Annotated in this window: 9 protein-coding genes; all 9 read right to left on the bottom strand. The window is 41.5% G+C overall.

Annotated features, from left to right (window positions below):
- Positions 1-1,873, bottom strand: a 1,873-nt coding sequence (locus I3257_RS00005; protein WP_346014801.1) for an ABC transporter ATP-binding protein, incomplete at its 3' end; no start/stop codon positions are given.
- 106 nt (positions 1,874-1,979) lie between these two features.
- Positions 1,980-2,330 carry a hypothetical protein gene (locus tag I3257_RS00010; protein ID WP_238048420.1) on the bottom strand — a complete coding sequence of 117 codons (351 nt, stop codon included), beginning with the start codon at positions 2,328-2,330 and terminating at the stop codon, positions 1,980-1,982.
- A 133-nt stretch (positions 2,331-2,463) separates the two neighbouring features.
- Positions 2,464-3,693, bottom strand: coding sequence for a 2-methylaconitate cis-trans isomerase PrpF (prpF, locus tag I3257_RS00015; RefSeq protein WP_238048421.1), 1,230 nt, complete (start codon positions 3,691-3,693; stop codon positions 2,464-2,466).
- Positions 3,694-3,778: 85 nt separating this feature from the next.
- Complete coding sequence (locus I3257_RS00020; protein WP_238048422.1) at positions 3,779-5,539, bottom strand: AAA family ATPase; 1,761 nt, start codon at positions 5,537-5,539, stop codon at positions 3,779-3,781.
- 148 nt (positions 5,540-5,687) lie between these two features.
- Complete coding sequence (acnD, locus tag I3257_RS00025) at positions 5,688-8,321, bottom strand: Fe/S-dependent 2-methylisocitrate dehydratase AcnD (RefSeq protein ID WP_238048515.1); 2,634 nt, start codon at positions 8,319-8,321, stop codon at positions 5,688-5,690.
- Between the two features lie 83 nt (positions 8,322-8,404).
- Complete coding sequence (locus I3257_RS00030; protein WP_238048423.1) at positions 8,405-9,133, bottom strand: hypothetical protein; 729 nt, start codon at positions 9,131-9,133, stop codon at positions 8,405-8,407.
- A 100-nt stretch (positions 9,134-9,233) separates the two neighbouring features.
- A complete protein-coding gene (gene prpC / locus I3257_RS00035) occupies positions 9,234-10,373 on the bottom strand; it encodes a 2-methylcitrate synthase (RefSeq protein WP_238048424.1) in 1,140 nt (379 codons plus the stop codon).
- 104 nt (positions 10,374-10,477) lie between these two features.
- Complete coding sequence (locus I3257_RS00040; RefSeq protein ID WP_238048425.1) at positions 10,478-11,131, bottom strand: DUF2059 domain-containing protein; 654 nt, start codon at positions 11,129-11,131, stop codon at positions 10,478-10,480.
- A 93-nt stretch (positions 11,132-11,224) separates the two neighbouring features.
- Positions 11,225-12,115: a methylisocitrate lyase gene (gene prpB, locus I3257_RS00045; RefSeq protein ID WP_238048426.1), complete on the bottom strand. Its 891-nt coding sequence runs from the start codon at positions 12,113-12,115 to the stop codon at positions 11,225-11,227.
- Positions 12,116-12,465: the final 350 nt, after the last annotated feature.

A 12,465-nucleotide genomic window follows, 5' to 3' on the forward strand; every position in this document is an offset into this window, starting at 1 on the left:
AACCCTTTAGAGTCTGGCTGATTTTATCCAAATTTAAGCTGTCCGACATGGCATTGAATATCTCAAAATATTTGCCGTGTTTCTCATATAGCGCTTCATGCGTACCGGTTTCAACCACGCGACCATCTTCTATCACGACCAAGTCATCCGCATCGATAATTTGGGCAATATTATGCGAAACCATAATTACGGTACGATCTTTTTTGATGAGATCTAGGCTCTTCTTCACTTGTTGGCTGGCGATGGCATCGAGGCTAGCGGTTGGCTCATCCAAAAACACAATGGGCGGATCTTTTAAAAACATCCGTGCCAGCGCGATACGTTGCTGTTGACCACCAGACAATGACTTTGCTGTACTCTCATAGCCTTTTGATAAATTAATAATTTGCTCATGGATGGAGGCTTTTTTTGCCGCAATGATAATATCTTCCTCAGTCGCATTCATATCACCATAGCGGATATTTTCACTAATCGTACCCGAAAATATATGATTGCTTTGTAGCACTAAACCGATATTTTGACGCAATTCATGAGTATCGCAGTCGGCTAAATTATGTCCGTCTAGCCATATAGTGCCGCTATCTGGCGCATAAAACTTTACCAATAAACTGATAATCGTACTCTTGCCAGCACCGCTCAAACCCACCAGCGCAGTAATACGATTGGGCTTGATAGTGAAGCTGACATCTTTTAGTGCTTGCGTGCCATTCGGATACGTGAAATCAACGTTTTTCAGCTCAATATGACCTTTTAGATTTTTACTACTTCTGCCCGTGATATCTTCAACTTGGCTTTCATCTTCTAATATATCAAAGAAACCTTCAGCATAAGTCAGGGCATTATTAATCTGATCATAGATACGATGCAATTGGCGGATAGGGGCGGCGACGTTTTGAAATAGCATGACATGGAATAAAATCATACCGATGGTCATCTCGCCTTTTAAAACAAAGTAGGATGTCAGCAGAATGATTACCACCACGCCAATTTGCTCAATAAAGGTCTTTATCGCATCATAAATAAAACCAATACTGCGAATACGCAGCTGATTGTCAGTCATGTCTTTTTGAATGGTTAAGTGCTTCTCTGCTTCTATCGACTCACGAACAAAGGATTTCACCACGCTGATGGAGTTGATCAAGGAGATCACCAAGCCACTTTTGGCTTCTCTATAGCCACGCATCTGCCGACGAAAGCCTTGTAGACGCCGCGCTTGTTTTTGACTGATGAAAAAGTAAATGGGAATGATAATAAGCCCGACCAAGCCTATCCAAAAATTGGTCGAAAACATAATGATGAGTGAGACGATCGCGCTAGCAAACAGTGGCAGCATATCGATAAAAAAGTTTTGCACTAAGCTTGTAAGACTACTAACGCCATAGTCGATACGGGTTTGCAACTTGCCGCTGTCGTTTTCGCTACTGGTATAAAATGCCATCCGATAGGTGAGGATGCGCTCAATGATTTTTTGCGATAAATCACGTGATAGATTGATACGAATCTTTTCACCAAAGAAGCGTTGCCCAAATGAGATGAATATCGACAATATCTCTTTGGTTAAGAGTACCGCACTGATAATGGTCAGCATGCGCACGCCAGCTTCCCAAGGCTCAGCGAGGGTAGCGATTTCGGTCAAGGTATCAACGGCATAGCGCAGCACAAAGGCATTGACTTGAGCGGTAAACGAACCCAGTACGGTCAATATCAAAGTGGCAATAATTAATACTTTATATGGCGCGGCAAAAACGGCAAGCTTTTTGAGGATATCCCATAACAAAGCGCGCCGCTCCGTTTTTTTGAGTGGTGCAGTATTGAGAAATGGATTATCTGATAATACGCGTGGCGATTTGGATAGCTTGGGTAGTTTTGGCATACTAGGATTTTGGTCTTATTGTTAATTGTAGAACAATAACGGAAGCATTTTAGCTCTAGTTGAAAGAAATAACAGCTATATAGATTCTTTTATTTGTTTGCTAAAATTAATACTGTATCGAAACCAATTCATCGTTTTTAAAAATCAAGTGCTTTCTAATACCGTAAATCCAAGTGTCAAATTTTCCTGATTTGTCAATAAGTGTTCTTCTATATTGAGGTTCACCCCACTTACTTTTATTTAATACTTGGTCTTGTGTCATGCCAATTTTGACCTCAGATTTTTTTGCTAGCTCTTTTTGTTTAGCATCGTAGCTTAATTTATTTATAGCCTGTGTGATTTTAAAACCCTCGGGATCATTCATCATTTGATCAATTTCAGCAGGTGTAATAGGTCCAGTGTTAGCTTCTGCTATACTAATCACCAGTACTGATATAAACAAAAAGTATTTTTTCATAAAAGTTCTTCCTAGTAAGTAGCTAGAATATAACATTTAATGGGTGCGCATGGCGCACCCTACGCATATTTGGTCGCTTGATTAACCTTTTTAACGATTGGCGAACTGCTTATGACTTACTATGAAATCAAACTTAAAAAGCATCTTCTGGCACAAAAACTTCACCAACCATAATACGACGTGCCGAGCGGCTCATTGAGACCTTTTTTGCTTGCCAGCGTCCATCGACTTGCTCGGTTTTACCGCCTACGAGCAACGTACCTGAAGGATGACCAAAACGCACCTCGGTCAGCTCGCCTGCACCTGCTGCTTCATTGACCAATGTCCCTTGCGTGGTCGCTGCTGCGGCAATAGCGACCGCTGCTGTACCCATCATTGCATGATGCAATTGACCCATACTCATAGCACGAACGACTAAATCAATATCTGCCGCCTCGACAAATTTACCGCTCGACGCAGTATAACTTTGCGCAGGAGCAACCCAAGCGATTTTAGGAATATGTTGGCTGGTTTGTGCCTCACTCACATCTTTAAACAGCCCCATCGCAACGCCGCCTTTGGCACGGATTTTTTCAAGCTTGGCAAGTAGCTCGCTATTACTATTGATGTCGCCTTGTAGCTCAGTACCGGTAAAGCCCAAATCTTCTGCTTTCATAAAGATGGTTGGGATACCAGCACTAATAAAAGTTGCCTGAACGCTATCAGTATTTAGACCACAGCCAGAGACATCAAAATCATCGACCAAGTTGCCAGTGGGGAACATGTCGCTTGATGAATCAACGGGATCAATAAATTCGATTTTGACTTCAGCAGCAGGGAAGGTTACACCGTCTAGTTCAAAATCGCCGGTTTCTTGTACTTGTACCTTATTTTGTTCATCTAAATAGACAGGCACATGGGCAATGATGGTTTTGCCGATATTCTGTTGCCAAATACGCACCTCACAGATGCCAGTATTCGCACTATTTGCGATCTTATCAGTATCGACTAAGCCCATATTAATGGCACAGGCACCAACGGCCGCAGTTAAGTTGCCACAATTTCCCGCCCAATCAATCATAGGCTTAGCGATATTGACTTGGCCAAATAGATAATTGACATCGTGGTCTGATCTAGAAGACTCAGATAAGATGACTGTTTTTGAGGTGCTAGAGCTGCCATTACCTAAGCCATCGATTTGCTTGCCATAAGGATCAGGGCTACCGATAACCCGTAATAAGAAATTATCACGCGACTCGCCAGCGACTTGGCAACGCTCTGGTAAATCAGATAGTTTAAAGAATGTACCTTTTGATGTACCGCCACGCATATAGGTGGCGGGGACGGAGATTTGCGGAGCGAAAGAAGGTTTTGGTTTAGACATTTTTTAAATTCCTGTTTATTATTTTCAACAAGGTAAAGCGATATAAAATATTTCGATCAAAAAAACAGTGAAACGACTAAAAAATTTAGCTGATACACCAATTAAAGAAGTCTCTAATTTCATCTAAATCATTTACACAATTTTCAAGATTATCTGTAGTTAATTTTTGTCTAAATTTGAGCCATTCTCCATTTTCTTTAGTACTCAGGCATAAGTGTGGCTCGATAGCACCTTTAGCCCAAACCCAAATAGAATGATTTTTCATACTTTCTCTTATGGCATTAATATGGATATCTGCATCGCTTTCAGCAGCCATCAACTCATAAACGTCACATGCCTTAAAACCGTTACCTTTACAAGGTCTTCTGCCATTTAAACTAAAGTTATGTGTTGGCTGAATATTCTTTATTATAGTTAAGCATGAATCTATAGACGGATCTATTTGTTCTATCAGCCCTTGGCCTATTGCACCTGTAAAGGCAAAGTCTAAATCGACCAGACCTTTTGTGGAAATCCCCATTTTCTCAAGAATTTCTATCATTTTTGGAATATTACCTGCTCCATCTGCAATAACTAGAGCTAGTTTATGCTCTCCTAAAGTCTTGCCAGTTACACTATTAAAAAGAGTTGGCAGTACCGTTTTTTCTGTAGCTCCTTCAGCAATTAGAACCTTATCAGAGAATAAGATTTGACCAAGATTATACGTATCAAATAGCAGCCTAGCTTGTGAGTCGTTATCAAGTAAAGTTTGTTCAAGAGCTTCTTTTAATCTTATAGTTACTACAGTTCCATTATTATTCTTTCGAATAATATTTGTGATAGGTATGTCTGATTGTTCAATCATATAAGGTGAATGTGTAGAAAATATAATTTGATACCCTTTGTTAGAAAGAGTTTTAAGAGAAGATCGTAAAAGTTCAACGGCTTGTGGATGTAAAAACAATTCTGGTTCATCAATTAGAAGGATGTTTGTCTTTCCTTGCTTAGTGACATCTTTTGTTATTTCTGCTAAATGTCTAATCAAAGTCATTTGAATAGCACGCTGTGAACCATGACCCATATCGATGAAGTCGGACTGTCTTGCTGTACCAATTTCATTAACTTTAATTGTTCCTTGTTTAAACAAATCCGCAATACTTGGAGTCGGTATATCAATATTTAACGATAATCCTGGAAAGAAATCACCAATTTTTTCATTGATGGATGAATCAAAACTAGATAGCTCGTCTAGTCTTTCACTACCATTTAAGTTTAGTTTTTTTCCCACTACTTCAAGAGCATTATTTATTTCTGTTGCTTTAGAATCTATAATTTCTTTTTGCAGGTGAACAATGAGTTTCCCTATTGTATTACTAGCTTTGAACTTAGAGACGTCCTCTGCCGAATCTTCCATAGAGTTTATGAAAGTTGGCTCAGGAAACAAGGTGGTTATTGCTTGTGGTAAACCATTAGGGTTTACCCAGTCACCAATTCCTAATTCTGAAGGTTTTTTTATACCCATTACAACAGCATTTTTGCCAGTACCGGGAGTTTCCTGAAAGAAGCGAACACTCAATGAGCCTGCTTCAATATAGGGCTCAAGACTTGTAATTTGTTGCTTGTTTAGATGCAAAAGAGAATTTTCATCAAGACCTTCTAGTAACGCAATAATTTCTATAGGTTTTTTATTATCAAAGAAACTTGTTTCATTTTGACCTTTACCTCTTACTAGAGCATCGATGCACTTTAAAATATTTGATTTGCCTGCATTATTATATCCAACTAAAGGGGTATAGTTTTCGAGAGTTATGGTAGTTTCTTGACATGATTTATAGTTTTTTATGTGTAACTGTTTTATTTTATGCATTTTTTGGTCTACTTATTTCAGTCGAATTTAGTTTGTTTAAACATTAAAAAGGACTGAGTATAGTGGTAGATACAAAGAAGAGCCAGCATCATATAGAATTTCTATACAACATCGGCTCCTTTATATTTTATGCGCTCAACATCAATGCTTATACAATATCTAACGTGCCATCGATAAACTCTTTGGCAAAGCGCTGGAGCATACCGCCAGCGTTATACATTTTGACCTCATCAGCCGTATCTAAACGACATTTCACTGAGGCTTTATCGACAGTACCATTTGTGCGGTTAATCACCAATGTCATCTCACCACCAGCCGACACTTCGCCTTCGATATCGAATATTTCAGTACCATCGATATTTAGGGTATTACGATTGACACCTTCTTTAAACTGTAAAGGTAGCGCTCCCATACCGACTAAGTTTTGACGATGGATACGCTCAAAATCTTCAGCGACGACGACTTCTACGCCAGCTAAACGCACACCTTTAGCAGCCCAGTCGCGGCTTGAACCTTGACCATAGCCATCACCTGCGATGATGATAAGCGGCTGCTCTCGATTCATATAGGTCTCAATTGCTTCCCACATACGCATGACCTGACCTTCTGGCTCTACTTTAGCAAGTGAACCTTGTATTACTTCACCTTTCTCGTCACGTACCATCTCATTCAATAGCTTAGGATTGGCAAAGGTCGCACGCTGCGCCGTTAAGTGGTCGCCACGATGGGTTGCGTAAGAGTTATAGTCTTCCGCGGGCAGACCCATTGTATCAAGGTACTCGCCAGCAGCTGAGTCACCTAAGATAGCATTAGATGGCGATAAATGGTCAGTAGTGATATTGTCACCTAACACCGCTAACGGGCGCATACCTTTTAGCTTATTCATCGCTGCCATTTTGCCTTCCCAATACGGCGGACGGCGGATATAAGTCGTCTGTTCACGCCAGTTATAGAGCGGACTTAATGCTTTGCCGGTGTCTTTTTTGGCTTCGTCAAACATCGGAATATAAACAGCGTTAAATTGCTCAGGTTTTACCGCTTTAGCCACGACGGCATCAACTTCATCATCATCGAACCAGATGTCTTTTAGATAAACGTCATTGCCGTCTTGGTCTTTGCCCAATGAGTCTTTTTCGATATCAAAACGGATATTACCGGCAATAGCATAGGCAATCACCAATGGTGGTGATGCTAAAAATGCTTGCTTGGCATACGGATGGATACGACCATCAAAGTTACGGTTACCAGACAGTACAGCTGTGGTGAACAGATCATTATCGATAATTTCTTTTTCGATATCTGGGTCAAGTGCGCCGCTCATACCATTACAAGTGGTACAAGCAAAGCCAACCACGTCAAAGCCAATTTCTTGTAGCTCAGGCATCAGTCCTGCTTCTTCTAAGTACATTTTTACCGTTTTTGAGCCTGGTGCTAATGATGATTTCACCCAAGGTTTCCGTAACAAGCCTTTAGCATTGGCGTTACGAGCAACGAGGCCTGCAGCAACCATGTTACGTGGGTTTGAGGTATTGGTACAGCTGGTAATAGCCGCGATAATCACCGCACCATCTGGCATTAGACCATCTTTTGGTTCAGGCAGTTTTTCGTCAGCGCCATGAGCGATACCTTTGGCAACCAAATCCGTGGTTGATACGCGAGCATGCGGGCGTGAAGGGCCCGCCATGTTACGGACAACAGCGGACAAGTCAAACTCAAGTACACGGTCATAAACCGCATTTTCCATACCATCAGCCCATAGACCGGTCTGCTTAGCATACTGCTCAACCAATTTTATTTGAGCTTCACTACGACCAGTTAGGCGTAAATAGTCGATGGTTTGTTCATCGATATAGAACATCGCCGCGGTTGCGCCATATTCTGGCGTCATGTTTGAGATAGAAGCACGGTCACCGACACTCAGCTGACGTGCACCTTCACCAAAGAACTCGATATAGGTAGAGACTACGCCAGCATCACGTAAGAACTCGGTCATAGCGAGTACTAAATCGGTGCCAGTAATGCCTTTTTGCAGTTTGCCCGTTAGCTTAACGCCGACGTAATCAGGCAGGCGCATATATGATGGATTGCCCAACATCACGCTTTCAGCTTCAAGCCCGCCAACACCGATTGAGATGACACCTAAAGCATCAACCATTGGTGTATGACTGTCAGTACCGACTAAGGTATCAGCAAAAGCGACTTGTTCCCCGGCTTTGTTTTGTACCACTTGTACCACAGGTGACATTTTTTCTAGGTTAATTTGGTGCATGATGCCGTTACCAGGTGGTACAACGTTGACGTTATCAAAGGCATACTGACACCAGTTGATAAAGTGAAAACGGTCATCATTACGGCGTTCTTCGATAGCACGGTTTTTCTCAAATGCATTTTCTTCAAAGCCTGCATGCTCAACGGCTAGTGAATGGTCGACAATTAATTGCGTTGGTACAATTGGATTTACTTTTGATGGGTCACCGCCTTGCTCAGCGATGGCATCACGTAGACCTGCCAAATCAACAAACGCCGTCTGACCCAAAATATCATGACAAACCACGCGGGCAGGGTACCAAGGAAAATCTAAATCTTGTTTGCCTTCTATATGCTGTTTAAGCGCCGCGGTTAAGTCTTCTGGCGGGCAACGGCGTACCAAGTTTTCACATAGTACTTTTGAGCAAAACGGTAGCTTGTCATACGCGCCAGCTTCGATGTTTTCGATGGCTGCACGGGTATCAAAGTAATACAAGTCTGTGCCAGGTAATGGCTTTTTAAAGGGTTCATTCATCGGTTGTACAAGGGCGTTGTCCATAAGTCACCTTTAGCTGTTGGCTGGTTGGGATGTGGTTTAGAATGTAAAATATAATTAGGCTAAGGATAAGAAAATTCTACAGAATTAATGAGTCCACTCTCAATATTCATATTAGTAAAGCTTTTAGGCCTGTAAATAGGTTTCTCATCCTTAATATGTACTGGTAAGCTTTCGTAAAGACCTATATCCGATAACTTTGGAACTTCATTAGATGGAACTAAACTCAATAAAATGTTTGCACCTCGTAGTCCAAAAAGAAATAATCCAATTTCGTCATTCATAGTCATTGGCATTATCAATTGTTCAGCTGCATCGTTAGGAATGCTTTCTTTATTTACCAGAAAATACATGCCCATTTTGTGTGAAAAAGGTTCTTTGCCTAAGGTAAGTGCAACAGCATAAGGGGATGGATATCCTTTTACCGAATCAGAAAACCCCATTCCAATATGAAATTCACAATCAATACTTAAATTTATCGCAGTTTTTAATAACCATCGCTCAAATAATATTCCGTTGATTGGTCTTTCTGTTTTCCCTTTTCCAAAGCAATTAATTGCGTATTTTGCTTCTGAATCTAAAACTGAAAAATCATTATTATGCTTTTTACATAAAATCTTACGAGTAAGTGAGTTAATTCCAACTTTTTTAAGATTTTTACACCAACCAAATCCTTCTACAAAAACTATTCCATCCGGAAATAGGGATTTTGAAATCAAATGTTCAGCTGTAAGCTCACCTTCACAGTCACCAAAACATGCAGCCCAGCACTTATTTTTATTATTTCCCATAATTTTTTCCAAAAAATAACCAAGACGAGCAATATTAAATAAGGAAAACCGCTCGCCTCGGCAAAACAACAAAAAGCCTTTAACTTTTTATATTTATAATCTAACGCGCACTCATATCTGGTACTGGGCGCAACTCTTCACCGGTATATTCCGCACTTGGGCGAATGATACGGTTATTAGCACGTTGCTCAAATACGTGTGCTGCCCAACCTGTTAGACGCGAGCAAACAAAGATTGGTGTGAACAGTTTGGTTGGGATACCCATAAAGTGATAGGCAGAGGCATGGAAAAAGTCAGCATTACAGAACAGTTTTTTCTCACGCCACATGACCTCTTCACAGCGTACTGATACTGGGTATAGCACTTCATCACCAATATCCGCTGCCAGTTTTTCAGCCCAACCTTTAATAACGACGTTACGTGGATCTGATTCGCTATAGATAGCATGACCAAAGCCCATAATTTTGTCTTTACGCGCCAGCATACCCATCATCTCGGTTTCGGCTTCATCAGGTGAACTAAAGCCTTCAATCATATCCATTGCCGCCTCATTAGCGCCACCATGCAGAGGACCGCGTAGTGAACCGATTGCGCCAGTGATACAAGAATGGATATCAGATAGCGTAGAAGCACATACACGTGCGGTAAAGGTCGAGGCGTTGAACTCATGCTCTGCGTACAAGATAAGAGACACGTTCATCACTTTTGTGTGTAGCTCGTTTGGTTTTTCACCTTTAAGCAAATGTAAGAAATGACCGCCAATCGTCGCATCATCCGTTTCAGTTTCGATACGCACGTTGTCATGGGTAAAACGATACCAGTAGTTGATGATAGAAGGGAATACCGCAAGCATGCGATCTGCTTGGTCGTTTTCTTCATCAAAACTCATTTCGGTTTCTAAGTTACCCAGCATAGAGCAACCGGTACGTAATACATCCATTGGATGCGATTCGGCAGGGATACGCTCAAGGACGTCTTTTAATGACTGCGGTAAGCCACGTAAGCTTTTGAGCTTAGTCTGATAAGCATCAAGCTCAGTTTGGTTTGGCAAGTTACCATAGAGTAGCAAGTAGGCCACCTCTTCAAAGATGCATTTGTCCGCCAGCTCTGACACGTCATAACCGCGATACGTCAGACCAGAGCCTGATTTTCCGACGGTAGATAGAGCGGTCTTGCCAGCGACTTGTCCGCGTAGACCTGCGCCTGACAATACTTTTGTTGATGGGTTTTGTGCTGCCATGATGAAATTCCTTTTGTGGGTAGCTTTTTGGGTGAAAAACGATGTTTCTAAGTTTCTAATAATAAATTTATCAGTTGATGACTGACTATAGCGCCAGTTAAGTGTTACGCAGGCTGTTCAGGCTGCGGACCATCTAAATCGACCTTACAACGCGCAAACTCCGCTTCGATAGGGCCATTCAAGACTTCCATTGCGCTGCCTTCGCCTTCTGCATTATTAATCTTCATGTACTTGACACCCAGTGGTGATTCCATGAATGTCTGAATCTCAGTCATCTCTTCTGGGGTAGGGTCAGCCATTGGCGTTGCAACTTCTTCACCATTCATGACACGCAGTTGCTCATTACCAAACGTAATCAACTTTTTCCCTACCTCTGACGTATAAAAGTCATCCAACTCTTTTAACTCTGCATCGGTAAACCGACTCTTATAGAAACGATCGACTTCGGCTTTACCCAAGTCTTTGTCGCGTGATTCAAGGCAGCTGACTTGCTCTGCACTGAGCGCACCACTATTGATAACTGGTGCAAATAGTAGGCTGTCGACGGTATCTAGCGTAATCGTTGTCATGACAAAGTCGTTTTGAGTGACAGGTGCAGGAGCCTCTTTGGTAGCATCAACTTCAGCAGTGCTTGCACCACTGGTCGTATCGTCGGCGGTTTCTGGTGTTTTATCACAGCCCGTCATAAATAACAGCGCCGCAAGCGTGCTGCTCAGTAGTGACGCTTTAAGAGCAGTATTAGCAGTAAAAAATGGCATAAATGACCTAAAAGTAAATGAAGACGGATTTCGAAAAGATAACACACTCAAAGGTGAGCTATCTTTTCAGTGTTGCCAATGACGAATGCTTAACTACTTATTAGCAAATAGCTTGTCTAGTGTCTGCTCAAACTCATGATAATTTAAGAAATCATACAGCTCCATGCGGGTTTGCATGGTATCAACAACTTTTTCTTGTGTGCCATCAGTCAATAGATGCTGATAAACGTTTAATGCCGCTTTGTTCATCGCACGGAATGCTGATAGTGGGTACAACACCATCTCGACACCCACGCTATACAGTTGATCCGTGGTGTAAAGGTCGGTCTGACCAAACTCTGTCATGTTTGCCAGTACTGGAATATCTAGTACGTCAGTGAATTTACGATACATCTCGATATCGGTTAACGCCTCGGCAAAAATCATGTCTGCGCCAGCCTCGGCGAACGCGACTGCACGCTCTACAGCAGCATCAAGACCTTCTACCGATAGCGCATCCGTACGTGCCATGACCACAAAATCAGGATCCGTTTTGGCATCCAATGCCGCTTTTAAACGATCTACCATTTCTGAAATACTGACGATTTCTTTATTTGGGCGATGACCACAGCGCTTTTGCGCCACTTGGTCTTCGATATGTACCGCTGCCACGCCCGCTTTTTCCATTTTTCTGATGGTTTGGGCGATGTTAAACGCACCGCCAAAACCAGTATCGATATCCACTAATAACGGCGTATCAACTGCGTCAGTGATACGTCGTGCATCTTCTAGCACATTATCAAGGCTAGTCATACCCAAATCAGGAAGACCAAATGAGGCATTTGCCACACCAGCACCAGAGAGATATAACGCTTGGTGACCGACTTGGGTCGCCATCATCGCTGTATAGGCATTGATAGCACCTGCAATTTGTAGTGGCTGGTTATTATCGTTTTTTTGGGTCAAAGCACTGCGAAAGCGTGCGCCTGCTGAAGGTGAAGTCATGTGAGTGTCCTTGCATAGAGAGATAGTATTATCGTTATTGTGTTCGATTATACTCAATAATCAGTGAGTGAAAATCATTGTTTGAACAAAATTATTTAAATAATTTAAATACATAGTTTATTAAAATTAATATTATTCACTATGTAAATAGTATTATCTATAAATTAATGGTTTGCTCAAACTATTATTCATATTGCTGAATTCACAAAGACACGTATAGTCCATTATTTACATTTATTTACAATAGCGGTTGCGCTTGTTTTTATCGATTCATGGTTTTAGCTTACCAAAAAGCCCTAATAGCTAAGCTAAAAGGGCTTTTATGATATAAATAGATATTTTTAAAACCG

The sequence above is a fragment of the Psychrobacter sp. Ps7 genome (assembly GCF_022129225.1).
In the GTDB taxonomy this organism is placed as follows: Bacteria; Pseudomonadota; Gammaproteobacteria; order Pseudomonadales; family Moraxellaceae; genus Psychrobacter; species Psychrobacter immobilis_A.

Bases quoted from the DNA above. Each gene is read 5' to 3' on its own strand.
- I3257_RS00020 (WP_238048422.1), bottom strand. From the start codon at position 5,539: ATGCATAAAATAAAACAGTTACACATAAAAAACTATAAATCATGTCAA.
- I3257_RS00010 (WP_238048420.1), bottom strand. From the start codon at position 2,330: ATGAAAAAATACTTTTTGTTTATATCAGTACTGGTGATTAGTATAGCA.
- I3257_RS00030 (WP_238048423.1), bottom strand. From the start codon at position 9,133: ATGGGAAATAATAAAAATAAGTGCTGGGCTGCATGTTTTGGTGACTGT.
- acnD (WP_238048515.1), bottom strand. From the start codon at position 8,321: ATGAATGAACCCTTTAAAAAGCCATTACCTGGCACAGACTTGTATTAC.
- prpB (WP_238048426.1), bottom strand. From the start codon at position 12,115: ATGACTTCACCTTCAGCAGGCGCACGCTTTCGCAGTGCTTTGACCCAA.
- I3257_RS00040 (WP_238048425.1), bottom strand. From the start codon at position 11,131: ATGCCATTTTTTACTGCTAATACTGCTCTTAAAGCGTCACTACTGAGC.
- prpF (WP_238048421.1), bottom strand. From the start codon at position 3,693: ATGTCTAAACCAAAACCTTCTTTCGCTCCGCAAATCTCCGTCCCCGCC.
- prpC (WP_238048424.1), bottom strand. From the start codon at position 10,373: ATGGCAGCACAAAACCCATCAACAAAAGTATTGTCAGGCGCAGGTCTA.